This window comes from Kitasatospora cheerisanensis KCTC 2395, assembly GCF_000696185.1.
Taxonomy (GTDB): Bacteria; Actinomycetota; Actinomycetes; order Streptomycetales; family Streptomycetaceae; genus Kitasatospora; species Kitasatospora cheerisanensis.
The window spans coordinates 2,417,113-2,436,929 of record NZ_KK853997.1; the positions used below are offsets into that span (position 1 = coordinate 2,417,113).

Annotated in this window: 8 protein-coding genes and 2 pseudogenes; 3 read left to right on the forward strand and 7 right to left on the reverse strand. The window is 72.8% G+C overall.

The features are described from left to right. Positions 1-74: 74 nt before the first annotated feature. From KCH_RS10905 to pulA, 4 genes are all read right to left on the reverse strand, one after another. The gene (locus KCH_RS10905; protein WP_035861976.1) at positions 75-413 is read right to left on the reverse strand and encodes a P-II family nitrogen regulator; all 339 of its coding nucleotides are present in this window, start codon (positions 411-413) and stop codon (positions 75-77) included. Then, positions 410-1,741 carry an ammonium transporter gene (locus KCH_RS10910; RefSeq protein ID WP_035861979.1) on the reverse strand — a complete coding sequence of 444 codons (1,332 nt, stop codon included), beginning with the start codon at positions 1,739-1,741 and terminating at the stop codon, positions 410-412. Before KCH_RS10910 ends, KCH_RS10905 begins: the two co-directional genes overlap by 4 nt. A gap of 153 nt (positions 1,742-1,894) precedes the next feature. Next, on the reverse strand, positions 1,895-4,249 hold the full coding sequence (locus tag KCH_RS10915) for a M4 family metallopeptidase (RefSeq protein WP_035861982.1): 2,355 nt from the start codon (positions 4,247-4,249) through the stop codon (positions 1,895-1,897). Positions 4,250-4,665: 416 nt separating this feature from the next. Then, positions 4,666-10,197, reverse strand: coding sequence for a pullulanase-type alpha-1,6-glucosidase (gene pulA, locus KCH_RS10920; RefSeq protein WP_035861985.1), 5,532 nt, complete (start codon positions 10,195-10,197; stop codon positions 4,666-4,668). Between the two features lie 317 nt (positions 10,198-10,514). On the opposite strand from pulA, the gene KCH_RS10925 reads away from it, so the two are divergent. Continuing rightward, the gene (locus KCH_RS10925; protein ID WP_035861990.1) at positions 10,515-11,465 is read left to right on the forward strand and encodes a phosphatase PAP2 family protein; all 951 of its coding nucleotides are present in this window, start codon (positions 10,515-10,517) and stop codon (positions 11,463-11,465) included. Positions 11,466-11,581: 116 nt separating this feature from the next. Here the strand turns inward: KCH_RS10925 and KCH_RS10930 are convergent. Next, positions 11,582-14,655 (reverse strand): annotated as a pseudogene (locus KCH_RS10930) (bifunctional [glutamine synthetase] adenylyltransferase/[glutamine synthetase]-adenylyl-L-tyrosine phosphorylase). A gap of 97 nt (positions 14,656-14,752) precedes the next feature. Between KCH_RS10930 and KCH_RS45980 the strand changes: the two are divergent. Both KCH_RS45980 and KCH_RS45985 read left to right on the forward strand, forming a co-directional pair. Next, positions 14,753-15,649, forward strand: a complete 897-nt coding sequence (locus KCH_RS45980; RefSeq protein WP_279635957.1) for a ScoMcrA-related endonuclease — start codon at positions 14,753-14,755, stop codon at positions 15,647-15,649. Beyond that, complete coding sequence (locus KCH_RS45985; RefSeq protein WP_279635939.1) at positions 15,577-15,732, forward strand: HNH endonuclease; 156 nt, start codon at positions 15,577-15,579, stop codon at positions 15,730-15,732. Before KCH_RS45980 ends, KCH_RS45985 begins: the two co-directional genes overlap by 73 nt. A 443-nt stretch (positions 15,733-16,175) precedes the next feature. Here the strand turns inward: KCH_RS45985 and KCH_RS10945 are convergent. After that, positions 16,176-18,659, reverse strand: a pseudogene (locus KCH_RS10945) (tetratricopeptide repeat protein); the annotation flags it as partial. Between the two features lie 251 nt (positions 18,660-18,910). Then, positions 18,911-19,735 (reverse strand): DUF4231 domain-containing protein, encoded by an 825-nt coding sequence (locus tag KCH_RS39410; RefSeq protein ID WP_244305632.1) that lies wholly within the window; start codon positions 19,733-19,735, stop codon positions 18,911-18,913. Positions 19,736-19,817 lie beyond the last annotated feature (82 nt).

A 19,817-nucleotide genomic window follows, 5' to 3' on the forward strand; every position in this document is an offset into this window, starting at 1 on the left:
CAGGACCCTAACCCGGCGGCCGGAGCGGCGCACCCGAATTAATTGCCCGCCTTTTACCGGTACTTGACCGGCCGTCAGATCGCCGACGGGCCGCGCTCGCCGGTGCGGACCCGGACGATGTCCTCCACCGGCACCGTCCACACCTTGCCGTCGCCGATCTTCCCGGTGCGGGCGGCGGCCACGACCGCCTCGCAGACCCGCTCGGCGTCCTCGTCCTCCACCACCACCTCGATCCGGACCTTCGGCACCAGGTCGATCCGGTACTCCGCGCCCCGGTACACCTCGGTGTGCCCGTGCTGCCGCCCGTACCCGCTGGCCTCGGTGACGGTCAGTCCGTGCACCCCGATCTCCTGCAGCGCGGTCTTGACCTCGTCCAGCTTGAACGGCTTGACGACGGCGGTGATCAGCTTCATACCGGGCGGGTCCTGTCGGGTGCTGGGGCGGATGAGGCGGCCGCCCCGTACGGGTGGACGGGGGCGGAGCCGTGGCTCAGGACGCCGTGATCGTACGCGGTCTCGGCGTGCACGGCGAGGTCCAGACCGGTGCGCTCGTGCTCGGGCGCGGCGCGGAACCCCATCACCCGGTCGATCGCCCGGCCGATGCCCCAGGTCACGCCGAAGGCGTACCCGGCGACCACCAGCACCGCCGTCGCCTGCCGGGCCAGCTGGCCGAAGCCGCCGCCGTGCAGCAGTCCGGCGGGGCCGCCGGTCATCACGGCGGTGGCGAACACGCCGATCAGCACGGTGCCGAGGACGCCGGCCACGAAGTGCACGCCGACCACGTCCAGCGAGTCGTCGTAGCCGAAGCGGAACTTCCACCCGACGGCGTAGCAGCAGACCACGCCGGCGGCCAGGCCGATCACCAGCGCGCCGAGCAGGTCCACGCTGCCGCAGGACGGGGTGACGGCGACCAGTCCGGCCACCGCGCCGGAGGCCGCGCCGAGGGTGGTGGCGTGGCCGTCGCGGCGCTTCTCGACCACCAGCCAGCCGAGCAGTCCGGCGCAGCCGGCCGCCTGGGTGTTGAGGACCGCGGCGGCGGCCAGGCCGTTGGCGCCCAGCGCGGAGCCGCCGTTGAAGCCGAACCAGCCGAACCAGAGCAGTCCGGCGCCGAGCAGCACCAGCGGCAGGCTGTGCGGCCGCATCGCCTCCTTGCGGAAGCCGAGCCGGGGTCCGAGCAGCAGGGCCAGGGCGAGGCCGCTGGCGCCGCAGTTGACCTCGACGACGGTGCCGCCGGCGAAGTCGAGCGCGCCGAGGTTCTGCTGGATCCAGCCGTCGGGGGCGAACACCCAGTGCGCGACGGGCACGTAGACCAGCAGCGTCCAGACGGCGGTGAAGGCCACCCAGGCGCCGAACTTGGCGCGGTCGGCGACGGCGCCGGAGATCAGCGCGGCGGTGATGATCGCGAAGGTGAGCTGGAAGGTGGCGAACAGCAGGGTGGGGACGTGTCCGGTGACGCTGTGCGGGGTGAGGCCGGCCATGCCGAGGTGGTCGAGCGAGCCGATCAGCCCCCAGCCGGCGTCGGGGCCGAAGGCGAGGGTGTAGCCGGCCAGCAGCCAGACCACGGTGACCACGGCGATGGAGACGAAGCTCATCATGATCATGTTGAGCACGCTCTTGGTGCGCACCATGCCGCCGTAGAACAGCGCGAGGCCGGGCGTCATCAGCAGGACGAGCGCGGTGCAGGCCAGCAGCCAGGCGGTGTCGCCGCTGTCCAGGGTGGGCGGGGAGTCAGCGAGGGGCATGGCGGGAGTGTCGCCGGGCGGGGTTTCGCGCCGTCGTCACCGGTGTTTCCGGGGTGTTTCGGATGAACCAGAGGTTTCCGTCCCCTCACACGCCGGGGCGCGCCGGTGCCCGGCAGCCGATTCGGCTGCCGGGCACCGGTCACTGAGGGTGTGTCAGCTGGTCTGGACGGCGGTGTCGTCGACCACGAAGGACGTCTGGAGCGACGAGTCCTCGACGGCGTTGAACTTCACCGTCACCGACTGGCCGGCGTAGGCCGACAGGTCGATGGTCTTCTGGACGTAGCCGGTGTTCTTGTCGAGGTTCGAGTACGTGGCGACCGAGGTGCCGTTGACGGTCACGGTCAGCTTGTCGTACGCGGTGGAGGTGGTGGTCTCGGCGGTGTCGATGTGCAGCCAGAAGCTCAGCGACGCCTTGCAGCCGGCCGGGATGGTGACGGTCTGCGAGATGCTGTCGGTGTGGGCGGAGCCGTAGCCGTCCATCCACGCCTTCCAGGAACCGCTGTGCGCGGCCTGCGAGGTGGAGTTGTCGACCACGCCGCTGGTGGTGGTCCAGGGGCTGGCGGTGCCGGTCTCGAAGCCGGGGTTGCCGAGCAGCTGCGCCGGGGTGCAGGTGCCGCCGCCGCCCGAGGTGACGGTCCAGGTGAAGGACGCGGTGCCGGTCTTGGCGGCGGAGTCCTTCGCGGTGACCGTGACGTTGTAGGTGCCGGCCGCGGTGGCGGTGCCGGTGATCACGCCGGTCGAGGAGTTGATGCTCAGGCCGGTCGGCAGGCCGGTGGCGGTGTAGGTCAGCGGCGCGGTGCCGCCGGTGGCCTTGATCGCCAGGTTGACCGAGGCGTTCAGCGCGGTCGACTGGTTGCCGGGGCTGGTCACGGTCGGGCCGCCGGTGCTGGGCACCGAGCCGACGTTGACGGCCGCCCAGGCGGTCGCGGTGGCGTTGTACTCGGCCGAGTTGGCGCCGTACAGGTCGGTCGCGGCGGACAGCATGCCGGCCCGGGCGTTGGCGTAGTTGGTGGTGGAGGTCCAGTACGTGGTCAGCGCCCGGTACCAGATGGCGGCGGCCTTGTCGTGGCCGATGCCGGTGACCGAGATGTTGTTGTAGGTCGGCGAGTTGTAGCTGACGCCGTTGATCACCTTGGCGCCGCTGCCCTCGGACAGCAGGTAGAAGGCGTGGTTGCCGACGCCGGACGAGTAGTGGACGTCCTTGTTGCCGACCGTGGAGGACCAGTAGTCGGCGGACGAGCCGTCCTTGGAGGGCTGGTCCATGTAGCGCAGCGGCGTGCCGTTGCCGTTGATGTCGATCAGCTCGCCGACCAGGTAGTCCGGGTTGTCCTTGGCCAGGTTCGCGTAGAACTCGACCATGTTGCCGAACACGTCCGAGGTGGACTCGTTCAGGCCGCCGGACTCGCCCGAGTAGTTCAGGTTGGCGGTGTTGGAGGTGACGCCGTGCGTCATCTCGTGGCCCGCGACGTCGAGTTCGGTCAGCGGGTGGGTGTTGCCCGAGCCGTCGCCGTAGGTCATGCAGAAGCAGCTGTCGTCCCAGAAGGCGTTGACGTAGTTGCTGCCGTAGTGGACCCGGCTGTAGGCGCCGGCGCCGTCGTTGCGGATGCCGTTGCGGCCGAAGGTGTTCTTGTAGTAGTCCCAGGTCATCGACACGCCGAAGTGGGCGTCGACGGCGGCGGACTCCTTGTTGGAGGCGGTGCCGTCGCCCCAGGTGTCGGTGGACTTGGTGAACAGGGTGCCGTTGCCGCTGGTCCCGTTGTTCAGGTTGGTGGTGTACATGTTGCCGCGGGTCGGGTCCTTCATCTGGTACGTCGACCCGGACAGCGAGGTGCCGATGGTGACGTTGCCGACGAAGACGCCGGTGCCGGTGCCGGTCTCGATGCCTTCCCACTTCTGGATGACGTCGCCGGTGGTGGCGTCGGTCACCACGTGCAGCTTGCTCGGGGTGCCGTCCTTCTGGACGCCGGCGACGACGGTCTCCCACGCCAGGCGCGGGTTGTTGTCGGCGGCCCAGACGACCAGGCGGGGCGCGGTCTCGACCGAGGCGTTCGACTCGGCGGCCAGCGCGGTGGCCTGGCCCTTGGCGGCGGCCAGCTTCGGGGTGGTGGAGAGGCCGTTCAGCGACGCGGTGGAGGCCCGGTCGACGCCCTTGGTGGAGCCGTTGGCGGCCTGGTGGACCACCATGTCGCCACCGAGGACGGGGAGTCCGTTGTAGGTGCGCTCGTAGCGGAGGTGCTGGGTGCCGTCCGCGTCCTTGGACGCGTCCTTGACCACCAGCTTCTCGGCGGAGCCCAGGCCCAGGTTCTGGGCGACCTGGGCGGAGCGGTTGCCCGCGTCCGCGATCAGCTGGGCGCGCCCGGCGGCGGCCTGCTGGTCGGCGACCTGCGCCGTCGCGGACGGGCCGGCGGGGGCGGCCTGGGCCACCGCCACCGGGATCGCGGTCACCAGCATGGCGGTGGTGGCCGCGAGAGCGGCCATGCTCACGCGGGCATGCGTGTAGCGAGACATACAGAGACTCCTTTACCGACCGTCGCGGGGTCACGAGCGGTGGAGAGAATCTGGCCGCGGTTGCGGCGCAGCGGGGGCCCCAGCCGCCGGTCGCGGCGCGGGGTGCGGTGCATTGGCGCGGAACTGGGCTGCGGGGTGCCGGTGGCCTGGGGAGGGCTCCACCGGCTGTGAGTGGGGCTACCTGTCTTCGCAGCGAGGGGAATCGTGGCAGCAAACACCCCGTGAATGACAGATGCATGCCACGGATTGACTCATTTATGACCGCCCTACAAGACCGTCAAGGGCGGTCCATGGTCCGGCATTTGGGACGGTGTCGGGAAGGGCCCGACCCGCGGCCGGACCCGACCGATGCTTTTCGGCCATCCCGGCAAGGGGCCCCACCCGGAGGTGAGACCCCTGTTACCGGCGGGGAACCATTACTTCTGGACGAACACCGCGACCGTCCGGCCCGGCACCGTGAAGGTGCCCGAGGCCGGGTCGAAGGCTGCCTGCCGGACCACCGGGTCGGCGCCCGCGGCCTGCACCCGGTGCAGCGCCTGCGCGGTGCCGCGCAGGCCCGCCACGGTCTGGGTCTGCGCGGTCGGGGTGGCGTTGAAGACCACCGTGAGGCCCTTCTCCGCGCCCTTCAGGCCGGTGCCGTCCAGGTGCATGGTGATCACGCCCGGGTTCTCCCCCGCGGTGCCGGACAGCGGGAACGACAGCCGGCGCTGCACCTCCGCGGCGCTCGACAGCGAGAACAGCGGCGAGGACTGACGGATCTTCAGGAACTGCTGGTAGATCGCCGTACTGGCGCCCGTCTCGTTGCAGCCCATCCGCAGCTTCGGGTCGGCCAGCAGTTGCTTGCTGCGGTCCCACATCGCCTGGTTGTCGGCCGCCATCGGCAGGCCGCGGCCCCAGCCGTTGCCCTGCGCGCAGTCCCAGGAGATCGCGTTGAACCAGTCGCCGGAGTCGAAGGAGTTGGCGTCCAGCGACTTCGAGCGCAGCAGGTCGCTGCCGGCCTGCGCGAAGCCCGGGCCCTGGGAGAGCGCGGTCAGCGACAGGCCGAGCGCCTGCATCCGGGCCCGGTCGGCGGGCGAGGTGCCCTGCGGCAGCTTGAACGCCAGCGCGTCGTACAGGTCGGCGTTGTCGTGCGCGTCCAGGTACTCCACCGCCTCGCCGGGGTTCGCCGCGTAGCCGGTCGGGGCGCCGTTGTAGTCGACTCCCTTGCCGGTGACGGGCTTTCCGGCGGAGTCGGTGAACGCGTAGCCGGCCAGGTTGCCGGTCAGGCCGACCTTGATCTGGTCCATCTGGTGCAGCAGCCGGGCCTTCTGCTCCTCCGGGGTGCCGTTGTCCGCCGAGCCGTTCGGGTCGGTGTACAGGCCGGACGCGAAGCCCTGCTGCGGGGCCGAGGACAGCATGAAGTTGCCGCCGCGGCCGGCGTCCCGGATCCGGTCGTTGAAGGTGGCGATGCCGGTCCCGGCCATGTTGACCTGGGTGGCCTGGACGAACCGGGAGTCGTTGGCGACGGTGCCGAAGTTCCAGCCCTCGCCGTACAGGAAGACGTTCTTCCCGTCGACGCCGTCCTTCTGCGGGGTGAGCCCGGCCAGCGCGGACTGCACGTCCAGCATGGTCGACTTCGGGTCCAGGCCCATCAGGTCGAAGCGGAAGCCGTCCACCCGGTACTGCTTGGCCCAGGTGAGCACCGAGTCGACCACCAGCTTGTTCATCATGGCGTGCTCGGGCGCGGTGTCGGCGCAGCAGGAGTCGGTGGTGACCTTGCCGCTGTCGCTGAGGCGCTGGTAGTAGCCGGGGACGACCTTGTCGAGCACCGAGTGCTCGTCCTGCCCGGCCGCCGCGGTGTGGTTGTACACCACGTCGAGCACCACCCGCAGGCCGGCGTCGTGCATCGCCTGCACCATCTCGCGGAACTGCACGGTCCGCGCCGTGCCGTTCGGGTCCGTCGCGTACGAGCCCTCGGGCACGGTGTAGTGCAGCGGGTCGTAGCCCCAGTTGTAGGCGTCGTCGGCCTGCACGGCCGCCACGCACTCCTGCTGCTTGTCCGAGGCGGCGGGCAGCGCGGCCAGGTCGCAGGCGGGGAGCTTCTGCTCGGCCCGGTTCTCCCGGATGGTGGCGATGTCGAAGGTCGGCAGCAGGTGAACGGTCGTCACCCCGGCCGCGGCGAGCTCCTTCAGGTGCTGCATGCCCGCGGACTTCGACTGCGTGAACGCCAGGTAGGTGCCGCGCTCGTCGGCCGGCACGGTGCTGTCGGCGGCCGAGAAGTCCCGCACGTGCAGCTCCTGGATCTGCTGCTTCACGGCCGGGATCGCCGCCGGGCTGCGGTGCTGGTCCCAGCCCTTGGGCTTGGTGGCCGGGGCCGACAGGTCGGCGACCAGGCTGCGCTTCGAGTCGGCGGCCAGCGCCGTCGAGTACGGGTCCGTGACGGTGTTGACGACCACCTTCTGGACGCTCGGCGCCCACACCGTGACCTGGTACAGGTAGTACTTTCCGTCGAGTTCCTTGGCGTCCTTGGTCAGCGACCAGACGCCCGACGCCTCGTCGCGCTTCAGCGGCACGGTCCTCGGGGTGCCGCCGCTCGCCCGGTCGAACAGCTGGACGGCGACCTCGGTCGCGGTCGGCGCCCACAGCGACAGCGTCACCGTGCGGTTGCGGCCGTTGCCCCGGCCCGGGCCGGTGTACACCGGACCGAGCTGGGCCTTGGCGGCGCGGCCCGCGTACAGGTCGTCCAGCACGCCGGGGATCTGCACGCCGGTGGCGGCGAGCGCCGCGCCGTTCGGCAGGTGCTCGGCGAACAGCAGCTGGCCGCGCAGCGCGTCGGTGATCCGGCCGGCGTCGCGCGGGTCGACGGTGAACGCCCGGTAGCCCGCCAGGTGCGGGAACTTCGCCTTCTGGGCGTCCGTCAGGCCGGCCGCCGGGGTGAGCCGGATCCAGTGGCCGGGCTTGGACAGCACGCCCTGCTCGACGGTGATGCCGCCCTGCGGGTCGTAGATCAGCTGGGCGCTGGTGCCGCCCTTCAGCTGGGCGTCCGCCGCACCGTAGCCGGCCGGCACCACGACGGTCCGCGCGTCGATCCACTGGGCCTTCGCGGAGCCCGGGTCGAGCTGCGAGGAGGCGCCGGCGGTCTGCGGCAGCAGGTAGCCCTCCTGGCCGCCGACGATCCACACCTCGCGGCCGGAAGTGGCGAAGTTCAGCGACTGGTCCTGCGGCAGGTCCTTGTCGTTGCCGTTGTGGATGATGTAGCTGAGGCTGGTCGCGCCCGCCGCCAGCGGCACCTCGAAGACCGCGCCGAACGCGTCCTTGCGGGCCGGCATCAGCGGGTTGCCCCAGTCGGTCGGGGTGGCCGCGCCGGTCCAGTCGTGCAGGCCCCAGCCGTCGTAGTCGCCGTCGGCCCGCCGGTAGTGGATGACGGCCTTGCCCTCCGGCACCGGCTGCGCCCCGTCCGGGTTCGCGGTGCGGACGGTCGGGTCGCCCTCCTTGACCCACACCTCGCCGGTGGCGGAGACGTCGATGTGCCGGTCCTGCTCGACGTCCTTGGTGCCGTTCTTCTCCACCACGAACCCGACGTCGGACGCCCCGCTCTTCAGCTTCACGTACGCGAACGCGCCGTACGCGTCCCGCCCGACGAAGCCGTGCCCGTCCGGCCAGGTGGTGCCTTCGCCGTCGGCGATGTCGCCCCAGGTGTACAGGTTCCAGCCGTCGTAGTTCCCGTCCTGCCGCTGGTAGTGCACCACGGCGTACGGCCGGGTCACGGCGCTCGGCGCGGGCGCCGGCGGCTGCTGGCCGGTGGTGAACCGGCCTTCGGCGGAGGCGAGCCGGCCCGCCGAGTCCTGCACCACGGCCTTGAACCGCACCACCGTGCCGGGCGCCACCCCGTCCAGGTTCCGGGTGACCCGGTACACCCCGTTGTCGGCGGTGCCGAGGGTCTGCCACGGCCCGTTGCCCACCTGCGCGGCGAAGGTGACGCGGTCGAAGCCGCCGCCGGGCACGGTCGCGCCGAGCGCCACCGTCCCGTACGAGCCGTCGGCCGGGGCGTTCACCGTGATCGACGGACCGTCAGCGGGCTTGGCCAGCTTGTGCTTCGCCTTCAGCACCAGCGAGGACATCGCCGGGACGGTGACCGTCGCCCTGCCGTCCGCGCCGCTGCTCACCTTCCCCTGGAACCCGTACAGGCCGTCGAAGTCCATGCCCGCCGAGAAGGTGTCCAGCGTGACGGTCTTCGCCTCGGCCGCGTTGTTCACCGCCACCAGGTACTCGACCTGCTCCTTGGCGTCGATCCGGGAGAACGCGTACACGCCCGGCCCGTCCGCCGCGTACCGCTCCACCTGCGCGCCGTCCGCGAGCGCCGGGTTGTCCTTGCGCAGCTTCGCCAGCCCGGCGATGCCCCGGTACAGCTCACCGTCCTTGCCGTACCGGTCCTGCGAGCCGGGCGTCCCGCCGATCACCGCGTCGCTGTTGTACGACGGGGTCTTCGAGGCGAACATGTCCTGCCGGGCGTCCTTGTCGCCGCCCGCGCCGGTGAAGCCCTGCTCGTCGCCGTAGTAGACCACCGGCTGACCGCGCGTCAGGAACTGCAGCTCGCCGGCCAGCCGGTCCTTCTTCAGCAGCAGCTCGCCGGACGCCCCCGGGTTGTCGCTCTGCAGGAACGACCCGAACCGGCCCATGTCGTGGTTGCCGAGGAAGGTCGGCAGCTCGTACGCGTCGGTGTCCGCCGTCGTGTACCGGTAGTCCTGCGCGTACAGCTCGCTCAGCGCCTTCGCCGAGCCGTTCTGCGACACGTACTTGCGGGCCGCCTCCTGGAACGCGAAGTCCAGCGTCGCCTGCAGCTTGCCCTCGGTGACGTACGGGGAGGTCACCGCCGGGTCGCCCGAGTACACCTCGCCGAACATGAAGAACTTCTTGTTGCCCTGCTGCGCCGCGAACTGCTTCAGGGCCGGCGCCCACTGCTCCCAGAACGCCAGGTTCACGTGCTTGACGGTGTCGATCCGGAAGCCGTCCACCCCGGTCTCGGCCACCCACTGCTGGTAGATCTTCTCCATCCCCGCGACGACCTTCGGGTTCTGGGTGTCCAGGTCGTCCAGCCCGGAGAAGTCGCCCTCGGTCGCGGACTCGCCGACGAAGGTCGAGTTGCCCCGGTTGTGGTACAGCGACGGGTCGTTCAGCCAGGACGGCGTCTTCGCGTTCGCGTCCGCCGGGGTGCGCAGCACCGGGGAATAGGGGAAGGAGTCCTTCGAGATGCTCGGCCACTGCGCCCGGGCGTCGGCGACCGCCGTCTCGTCCACCGGGTTCCCGTCCGCGTCGAGCGTCGGGTACGCGCCCGCCGACCGGTAGTCGTAGGAGCCCTCCGCGTAGTCGATGACGTCCGCGGTGTGGTTGGTGATGACGTCGAAGAAGACCTTGATGCCGCGCTTGTGCGCCTTGTCGATCAGCTCCTTGAGCTGCGCGTTGGTGCCGAAGTGCGGGTCGACCTGGGTGAAGTCGGTGATCCAGTAGCCGTGGTAGCCCGCCGAGGCGTCCGCCCCCGCGCCCTGCACCGGCTTGTTCTTGAAGATCGGCGCCATCCAGATCGCGGTGGTGCCGAGGTCCTGGATGTAGTCGAGCCGGTCGATCAGGCCCTTCAGGTCGCCGCCGTGGTAGAAGCCCTTGTCGGCCGGGTCGAGGCCGTTGTCCATCCGGCCGCCGGTGATGCCGCCGGTGTCGTTGCCGGTGCTGCCGTTGGCGAACCGGTCCGGCAGCACGAAGTAGAACTGCTCCCGGGTCAGGTCGTGCCGGGCCGCGGTCGCCGCCAGCGCCGCGTCCGACGGCGGGGCCGGCGGGGCGGGCGCCGCGGCCGACGCCAGCGGCACGGCGCCCAGGGTGGCGGCGATCAGCGAGGCCGCCACCAGGACGGAAGCCCGTCCGGGACGGCGGTACGGGGTCGTGCGGCGCGGGGAACGGGACTGGGCATCGGCCACGGCGGGGCTCTCCCTAGGGGCGCTCGGGCAGGGTGGGTGGCGTGGAACCTAGCGCTCTGCAAGATGTTTCAGCAAGATGCGAAAGGCGTTCCGGCCGTGAGTCATATCGAGTCGTGACCTGAGCCCGCCCCGCGGCCCCCCAGGGGTCCGGGCACGAACCACACCCCGGTTCGACCCCCGGTAACCCGCGCGCCACAATGGACCGCATGCGCCTCGAAAACCGATCGACCCCTACCCCCGTAGGGGGACAGTCGGTGAAGAATCCCCAACCAGAGGATGAGCAAGCGACCACACCTCGTCTGGCAGACTTCTCGTCCATGGGGGAACCGACCGAGATCCACGCAGCCGACGCCGAACGCGCCGAGCGGGGCGCGCGCGACGGTTCCGACCCGGGCACGGACCACACCGCCCGCACGCCCGGCGGAGCCACCCGCGTCGCCCAGACGCCCACCGCCGCCCTCCGCGGCCGCCTCCGCGAACAGCGGCGCACCCCGCGCCGCCCGCGGCTGCTCTTCGAACTCGCCCTGATCGGCATCAGCTACTGGCTGTACTCGCTGGTCCGCAACGCCGTTCCCGAACAGGCCGCGATAGCGCAGAAGCACTCCAGCTGGGTCTGGGACCTCGAACACACCCTCGGCATCGCCGTCGAGCGCTCGATCAACCACGGCGTGAACTCGGTGACCTGGCTGATCGTCGGGATGAACTACTACTACGCCACCCTGCACTTCATCATCACCATCGGCGTGCTGGTCTGGCTCTACCGCTCCCACCCCGGCCGCTACGCCGCCACCCGCACCGTGCTGTTCATCACCACCGGCATCGCCCTGGTCGGCTTCTACTTCTTCCCGCTGGCCCCGCCCCGGCTGATGACCGACGGCGGCTTCATCGACACCGTCAAGGTCCACGACACCTGGGGTTCGATGGCCTCCGGCGCCGGCGCGCACGTCTCCAACCAGTTCGCCGCGATGCCCTCCATGCACATCGGCTGGTCGATGTGGTGCGGCCTCACCATCTTCTTCCTGGCCCGCCGCACCTGGGTCCGCGTGCTCGGCCTCGCCTACCCCCTGGTCACCCTCAGCGTGATCGTCTCCACCGCCAACCACTTCTGGCTGGACGCCGTCGGCGGCGAGATCTGCCTGCTGGTCGGCTTCCTCGCCGCCCGCGTGATCTACCACAACTGGGTCTACCGCCTCCCCCGCCGACCGGACGACCCCGCCGAGCAGGCCCTGACGGTCCCGGTCTCCTGGGACACCAAGGTCTCGGCGTAGCGAAGGCGGAGCACCGGACCGGGGCGCGAGGGACTGCGCGAGGCGGAAGGCACCCACCCGCAAGACCGCGCCCCGGGCAGTGACGTGCACGTGATCCCGACCTTCCGGCTCCGTCCTCACTCCGTCCCGTAGAACAGCCGCTCCACCGCGTGCCGCGCCCGCCGCGTCGTGCGCCGGTAGTCGTCCAGCAGCTCCCCCGAGTGCCCGACCCCGTAGCCCAGGTACCGGGCCACGCCCGCCAGTTCCCGCGCGTCGCCGGGGAAGCTGTCGCCCGCCCGCCCGCGGACCAGCATCACCGCGGCGCGGACCCGGGAGGCCAGCACCCAGGCCGCGTCGAGCACCTCCGCGTCCTCCTGTTCCACCAGCCCCGCCGCTGCGGCCGCGGCCAGCGCCGCCCTGGTGCGGGTGGTGCGCAGGTCCGGGACGGCGTGGCCGTGGCGGAGCTGGAGGAGCTGCACCGTCCACTCGACGTCCGCCAGCCCGCCGCGGCCGATCTTGGTGTGGGTGGTGGGGTCGGCGCCGCGCGGCAGCCGTTCGGTCTCGATGCGGGCCTTGATCCGGCGGATCTCCATCAGGTCGCGTTCGGGGACGCCCGTCCCCGGGTACCGCAGCGGGTCGATCAGCTCCCGGAACCTCTCGCCGAGCTCGGGGTCGCCCGCCATCGGCTCGGCCCGCAGCAGCGCCTGGCTCTCCCAGGCGTGCGACCAGCGCGCGTAGTACCCGGCGTACGAGGCGAGGGTGCGGACCAGCGGGCCGTTGCGGCCCTCGGGCCGCAGGTCGGCGTCGACCTCCAGCGGCGGTTCGACGGAGGGCGCGGAGAGCAGGGTGCGCAGCTCGCCGATGACGGCCTTGGCGGCGGCCGCCGCGTCCTCGTCGAGGACGCCGAGTCGCGGCTCGTGGACGAAGAGCACGTCCGCGTCGGAGCCGTAGCCGAGTTCGTGACCGCCGAACCGGCCCATGCCGATGACGGCGAGCCGGGTGGGGAGTTCGCCGTTGCGGGCCTCCCAGCCGTCGACGGCGGCGCGCAGCGCGCCCTGCAGGGTGGCGGCGGTGATCGAGGTGAGCGCCTCGCCGGCGGCGTCCAGCGCGGTGGCGGGGTCGTCGTCCAGGCGTCCGAGCAGGTCGGCGGCGGCGGTGCGGAACAGTTCGCGGCGGCGGACGGCGCGGGCGGCGGCGACGCCGGCGGCCGGGCCGGGGCGCGGCCGACCGCGGCCAGGATCTCCGACTCCAGGGCGGCCCGGCCGCGCGGGTTCAGCCCGTTCGGGTCGCCCAGTATGGCGACCGCCTCGGGGGCGCGCAGCAGCAGGTCGGGGGCGAAGCGCCCGGCGGACAGCACCCGGGCCAGCTGCTCGGCGGCGGCGCCCTCGTCGCGCAGCAGGCGCAGGTACCAGGGGGTGCCGCCGAGCGCGTCGGAGACCTGGCGGAAGTTGAGCAGTCCGGCGTCGGGGTCCGCGGAGTCGGCGAACCGGCCGAGCAGCACCGGCAGCAGGGTGCGCTGGATGGCGGCCTTGCGGCTGACGCCGGAGGCGAGCGCGGAGATGTGCCGGAGCGCGGCGGCCGGGTCGGCGTAGCCGAGCGCGGCGAGGCGCTGCTTGGCGGCCTCGGCGGTGAGTCCGGCGGCGCCGGAGCGGGTGACCCGCAGTTCGGCGACCGGCAGTTCGGCGACGGCGTCCAGCAGCGGGCGGTAGAACAGCCGCTCGTGCAGCCGCCGCACCTCCACCGCGTGGCGCTTCCACTCGCGTTGCAGCGCGGCGACCGGGTCGAGCCGGCCCGCGCCGCCGTCGCCGTCGCCGATCAGCGGGGCCATGGTGCGGGCCAGCCGGCGCAGGTCGGCGGGGTCGGTGGGCATCAGGTGGGTGCGGCGCAGCCGGTGCAGCTGGATGCGGTGTTCGAGGGTGCGCAGGAAGCGGTAGGCGCCGTCCAGCGAGGCGGCGTCGGCGCGGCCGACGTAGCCGCCGGCGGAGAGTGCGGAAAGCGCTTCCAGGGTGTTGCCGGAGCGCAGTGACTCGTCGGTGCGGCCGTGCACGAGCTGCAGCAGCTGAACGGCGAACTCGACGTCCCGCAGGCCGCCCGGGCCGAGTTTGAGCTGCCGGTCGAGTTCACCGGCCGGGATCGCGTCGACCACCCGGCGGCGCATCTGCTGGACGTCGGCGACGAAGTGCTCGCGGGCCGCGGCCTGCCAGACCAGCGGGGCGACGGCCTCGCAGTAGGCCCGGCCGAGTTCGGCGTCCCCGGCGACCGGGCGGGCCTTCAGCAGGGCCTGGAACTCCCAGGTCTTGGCCCACCGGCCGTAGTAGGCGAGGTGGCTGGCCAGGGTGCGCACCAGCGGTCCGTTGCGGCCCTCGGGGCGGAGGTTGGCGTCCACCGGCCAGATCACGCCCTCGCCGGTGGTGTCCGAGCAGAGCCGCATCAGGTGCGCGGCCAGCCGGGTCGCGGACTGCATGGCCCGCTGCTCGTCGACGCCGTCGCGCGGCTCGGCGACGAAGATCACGTCCACGTCGGAGACGTAGTTGAGCTCCCGGCCGCCGCACTTGCCCATGCCGATCACCGCCAGCCGGCAGGCGGCGGCCGCCTCCGGGTCGTGGGCGGCGGCGAGGTCGAGGGCGGTCTGCAGGGTGGCGCCCGCGAGGTCGGCGAGTTCGGCGGCGGTCTGCGGCAGGTCGGTGGTGCCGGACAGGTCGCGGGCGGCGATCGCCAGCAGGCAGCGCCGGTAGGCGGCGCGCAGCGCGTCGGCCTCGCCGTTGCCGCCGTTCCCCGCCTCCTCGGTCGCGGGCCGGACGCGGCGGGCGAGTTCGCCGAGGAAGTCGCTCCGCCCGGGGTGGATGTCGCGGAGCTCGAAGCTGACCAGGGCGTGCCAGTCCCGGGGGTGCCGGGCCAGGTGGTCCCCGAGTGCGGTGGACGCCCCGAGCACGCCGAGCAGCCGGTCCCGCAGCGGCTTCGAGGTGGTGAGGGTGTCGCGCAGCGTGTGCCGCTCGTGCGGATCGAGCGCCTCCAGCAGCCGGGCCAGCCCGAACAGCGCCTGGTCCGGATCCGCCGCCGCCCCGAGCGCGTCCAGCAGCACCGGATCGGCGGCGAGCCCCTGCAGCTCCGGTTCGTCGAGCAGCCGCACCGCCTGGTCCGGATCGGAGAACCCGCGCCGCACCAGTCGGGTCTCCAGCCGGCTCACCCGGCTCCCGGCCCGTTCCTCCACCACTGACCCGCCTCCCGTGGCCGTCCCTCCCCGAAGCGTACGTTCCCGGCGCGCCAACCTCTGGCAGCACTCGGCGCGGGCCTCCTACGCTGGCTGCATGACACGGGGGATGATCAGCCGTCAGTCGGTGCTCCGGGCGATCGAGGAGTTCGACGAGCTCGGCCGCGAACTGTTCCTGGACAGGTACGGGTTCGGACGCGCGCGCGACTACCTGCTGGTCCACGAGGGGCGCCGGTACGACTCCAAGGCCGTCGCGGGCGTCGCGCACAAGTACGAGTACGGCCGGGCCCTGACCAGCGGCGAGTTCTCCGGCGGCCTGCACGCCGCCGTCCGCTGGCTCCGGCGGGCCGGCTTCCAGGTCGCGTCCCCGCAGCGGGTGGACTGGAGCTGGGACGAACTGCTGCTGACCTGCGCCGCGGTGGCCGCGGGCGGCTGGCACCCGGTCCCGGCCGGCGGCCCGGCGGCGGCCGAACTCTCCGCCCTCCTGCGCACGTTACCCGTCCCGGCGGACGTCCTGCGCGACGACGCGCTCCGGACGCCGGCCGAGGTGGCGCGCAAGTCCCGGGACCTCGCCGCCCTGCGCGACGGGCCGGCCGCGGACGCGGCGGCGACGGGCCGCCGGAGCAGCGGATCGTCCGGGCGTTCCTGGCCGGCCCGCTGGAGATGGCCGCCGCGGCGGAGCTGCTCCGGGCCGGCCTGGCCACCGGGGCGTTCACCGGGCTCCCGCCGGAGGGCCCCGAGGACGAGGAGTTCGACGCCCCCGAGGGCCGGCTGCTGCTCCGTCAGCACCTCGTCCGGGAGCGGGACCGCACCCTGCGCCGCAAGAAGATCGACGCCGTACTCCAGGCCGGCGGCTCCCTGGCCTGCGAGGTCTGCACCTTCGACTTCGCCGAGCGGTACGGCGAACGCGGCGAGGGCTACATCGAGTGCCACCACGTGGTTCCGCTGCACGTCGCGGGCGAGGGCCGCACCGGGCTCGCCGACCTGGCGCTGATCTGCGCCAACTGCCACCGCATGATCCACCGTCGCGCGCCCTGGCCCACCCCGCAGGAGCTCCGCGAGGGGTTGCTGAGCTGACGGGCGGTCAGGTCGGTGGGGATGGGAGGCGGCGTTGCAGGGCCGCGGCAGGTTCGGCGGTCGACGGGATCGTCAGGGCCAGGGTGCCGAGGGCGAGGTGGAGTTCGGTGAGGCGGCCGGGGGTGGGGCGAGGCGGAGGAAGGACTCCAGGGCGCGGGTGGCTGCGGGCGGGTCGGCGAGGGCGGTGTGGGCGAGGACGAGGTTGCCGAGGTCGGCGATGCCGTGGCCGGGGTGGAGGAGGGCGACGGCGCGGGTGAGGAGGGTGTCGCCTTCGGCGTGGCGGCCGAGGGCGTGCAGGACCACGGCCTTCTCGTAGTGGTACCAGCCGTTGGCGGGGCGGCGGCGAGGGCCCGGTCGAGGTCGGCGAGGGCTTCGGGGTGGCGGCCCAGCAGACGGTGCGTCAGGCCGCGGGCGGCGAGGATCCAGGGGTGGTCGTGCGGGGCGAGTCCGAGGGCGCGGCCGTAGTCGGCGAGGGCGGCCTCGTGCTGGCCGAGCAGGCGGTGCGCGTCGCCGCGGTGCGCCAGGTGGAGCGGGGCCGCGGGGTCGAGCCGCACCGCGCGGTCGTACTCGGTAAGCGCTTTCCGGTACTGCCCGGTCGCCTGCAGCGTCTGGCCGCGGGAGTCGGCGATCCAGGCGCGGCCGGTCTCCTGGCCGACCACCTGGTCGAAGTCGGCCAGGGCCTCCGCGTAGCGGCCCATCACCCGGTGGGCCTCGCCGCGCTGGGCGACGGCCCAGTCGCTGCCGCGGTCGAGTTCGACCACCCGGTCGAAGTCGGCGAGCGCCTCGGGGTGCCGTCCGGCCGCCAGGTGCACGTGGCCGCGGAGCGCGAGCACTCCGGGGGTGTCGGGTTCGAGGGCGAGGGCCCGGTCGAAGTCGGCGACGGCCTCCTGGTGACGACCCATCAGGCGGTGCACGTCGCCCCGGGCGGCGTGCGCCCACGCGTGGCCGGGCGCGAGCTCCAGCGCCCGGTCGAGGTCGGCGAGCGCCTCCTGGTGACGGCCCGTCACCCGGTGGACCTGGGCGCGCATGACGACCGCCCAGTGGTACGCGGGGTCGAGCTCCAGGGCCCGGCCGTAGCAGGCGAGCGCCTCCTCGAACCGTCCGGCCTCCCGGTGGAGCAGCCCGCGCGCGGTGTGCGCCCACACGTACTCGGGGTCGATCTCGACGGCCCGGTCGAACGCGGCCAGCGCCTCCTCGTGCCGTTCCAGCTCCCGCAGGGTCTCCCCGCGGTGGCCGAAGGCCCAGCTGTGGGACGGGTCGAGTTCGACGGCCCGGTCGAAGGCGGCCAGCGCCTCCTGGTGACGCCCCGTCAGCCGGAGCGTCTCGCCGCGGGTGGCGTGGGCAGCGGCGTGGTCGGGGTCGAGTGCGAGGGCCCGGTCCAGGTCGGCGAGCGCCTCCTCGAAGCGCTGCCCGACGATCAGGGCGCGGGCCCGGCTGTGCAGGGCCTGCGGCTGGTCGGGGTCGAGGCTCACGGACCGGTCGAACTCCGTCTGCGCCAGGTCGTGCCGGCCGGCCGCGTGGTGCCCGATCCCGCGGAACCGGTGCGCCCGGGCCCGCCCGGGCCGGTCGAGCGCGGCGTCCGCCAGCAGCAGCGTCATCACGGCGACCGCCGGCTGCGGCTCCGCCATCGCCGCGAGCACCCGCTCGCCCCACTCCCGGACCTGCCGGGCGTCCGCGTCCTGCCCGGCCCGGACGAGCAGTTGCGCCCAGCGCCGGGTCGAGGCGGTGCCGTGGCGCCAGGCGTCGAGCAGTTCCCGCAGTGCGTCGGGCAGCGCCCGGTCGGGGTCGGCGCACAGCCGGTGGTAGGTCTCCTGGAAGCGGTGCCCGCGCCAGCGCTCGTCCCGCCAGCGCGCACTCAGGTCCCCGCTGTCGCAGGCCAGTCGGCCGCGCCACTCGGCGAAGGTGTCGGCCAGCCGGGTGTGCTGCTGCTGCCAGCGGGCCGGCGACTGCTGGCGCTGGAGCCGCAGCATCGCGGTGCGCACCACCTCGTGGTAGTGGCAGCGTCCGGCCCGGTCGGTGACGAACGGCATCGACCGGAGCCAGCTGAACAGTTCCCGGGCCTCCTCGTCGTCGACAGCGGCCCGGTACACGTCCTCGTCGAGCTCCTGCGGCAGCGCGCAGGCCAGTGCGGCCGCCCGCCGGGCCGGGCTGGTCTCCCACTTGAGGAAGCGTTCGACGGCGGTGCCGCTCGGGTCGCCGACCTCGGCCGCGCCGGCGGGCTGCGACTCGGCGAGGGTCGACACCAGCAGCGGCAGCCGCCCGGAGAGCCGCAGCACCACCTCGACGACGTGCTCGTCGGTGACGCCCTTGGCCGCCAGCAGCTGCCGGGCCTCGGTCTCGGTGAACACGTCCAGCGGCAGGTCGGTGACCAGGTCCAGCCAGTCGCCCCAGCACTGCGCGTCCAGCCGGCCCTGCCCGGCGAGCACCACCAGGACGTTCGCGGGCAGTTCGCCGTACTTGTCGCTGACCAGCAGGTCACGCAGCCAGGTGTCCAGCGCCGGGCCGGTCCGCTCGTAGGTGTCGAAGAACAGCACCACCCAGCTGCGGTGCTGCGCGACCTCCGCCAGCTCCCGCAGGAACACCGGCGCCAGCGCCTGGACGGGCGACAGCACCAGCTGCACGTCCTCGTGGCTGCGGAACCGGGCGCTCAGCAGGCCCTTCAACTGCTCGGCGCCGGCGGCGACCTGGGTCGCGTCCAGGGCGCCGGTGAACGCCCCCACGCCGGGGATCATCCCCAGCCCGACCAGGCCGACCCGCGACGCGATCACGCTCCCGGGCGAGGGCGACGACGTCCCCTCCCCCGCCACCACGACACCGGCGTTCGCCTCGTGCCGCCGCTGCTGATAGGTGTTCAGCAGCCGCTCCAGCGCCTTCATCGGCGCCCCCTGCTGACCGAACTGCCCGGCGAGCGCCTTCATCGCCTCCATCGGGTCCGTCACCGACTCGTCCACGTACCCGGTGACGGCCTGCGCCTCCCGCGCCGCCGCCTCCAACTGCCGCACCAGCGTGGACTTCCCCACCCCGCCCGGCCCGTGCACATGGAACAGGAACTGCCCCGCCTCCTCCGGCGCCTGCCCCAACACCTCGCCGAACGACGCCAGTTCACTCCGCCGCCCGACGAACCCGCTCCGCCGCCGACGCCGGATCAACTCCTGCCGCGACGGCCCGCGCCCGCCGCTCACTGCGCCGGCCCGGCCATCGGCACGGCGTCCCGCTGCTGGACCTCCGGCGGCTGTTCGAGCTGGAGCTCCTTCTTCCGCTGCTCCTCCTTGAGCCGCTCCACCTCCTCGGCGAAGCAGGCCGCCGCCTCCTCCGGGGGCAGCCGCTTGTACCGGCGGATCCCGAGGCTCAACGACTGGATCTCCATGTCCAGCGCGTCCGCGGTCTGCTGCAGGTTCATGCTCCGCTCGCGGAACTTGAAGTACGAGATGACGCCCGCCGAGATGCTCACCGAGGCGCTCAGCGCCACCGCGAACCAGCGCCAGCCGCCCTCCTCGGCGGAGGCCGTGGTGGAGACGGAGGTCAGGATCGACCCCACCAGCACCGAGACCTGGAAGAAGTTGTGGCGGTTGCGGTACTTCCCCGCGCCGCGCCGGTAGCTGTCCCGGATCTCGACGACCGACTCGCGGTACTCGTGGAACGCACTGGCGACGGCCCGGTTCTGCCGCGCCAGCACGGACCTGCGCTCGGACTCCAGCTTCCTCAGCTTCGTCCGCGCCGCGAGCAGGCTCCCCCCCAGGTCGAACCAGGTCTTGGAGGCCCCGAACACCGACAGCGCGAGGGGCGCCCCCAGCAGGAAGTTCAGCCCGAACCGCCCCTGCCCCGGCCGCGAGTAGTCGACGAACACATTGATCGCCACGATCCCGAGCACCAGCGCCGGAACGCCCGCGCACCCCCACAGCAGCGTCAGCCGCTTCCGGAACATCAGCCGGTCGATCTCCGCCTCGGCGTCGATCACCTCGTGCTCCACAACCAGCAGGTCCCGCGCCCCGGCCATGATCACCCCCAACCGCGGAAGCCTAGCAAGCCCGGCCCCGCGCCTGCCCGGAAACGGACGAGGCCCCGGGCCGGCGTCACTCCGGTCC

Bases quoted from the DNA above. Each gene is read 5' to 3' on its own strand.
- KCH_RS10905 (WP_035861976.1), bottom strand. From the start codon at position 413: ATGAAGCTGATCACCGCCGTCGTCAAGCCGTTCAAGCTGGACGAGGTC.
- KCH_RS10910 (WP_035861979.1), bottom strand. From the start codon at position 1,741: ATGCCCCTCGCTGACTCCCCGCCCACCCTGGACAGCGGCGACACCGCC.
- KCH_RS10915 (WP_035861982.1), bottom strand. From the start codon at position 4,249: ATGTCTCGCTACACGCATGCCCGCGTGAGCATGGCCGCTCTCGCGGCC.
- KCH_RS10925 (WP_035861990.1), top strand. From the start codon at position 10,515: ATGGGGGAACCGACCGAGATCCACGCAGCCGACGCCGAACGCGCCGAG.
- KCH_RS45980 (WP_279635957.1), top strand. From the start codon at position 14,753: ATGACACGGGGGATGATCAGCCGTCAGTCGGTGCTCCGGGCGATCGAG.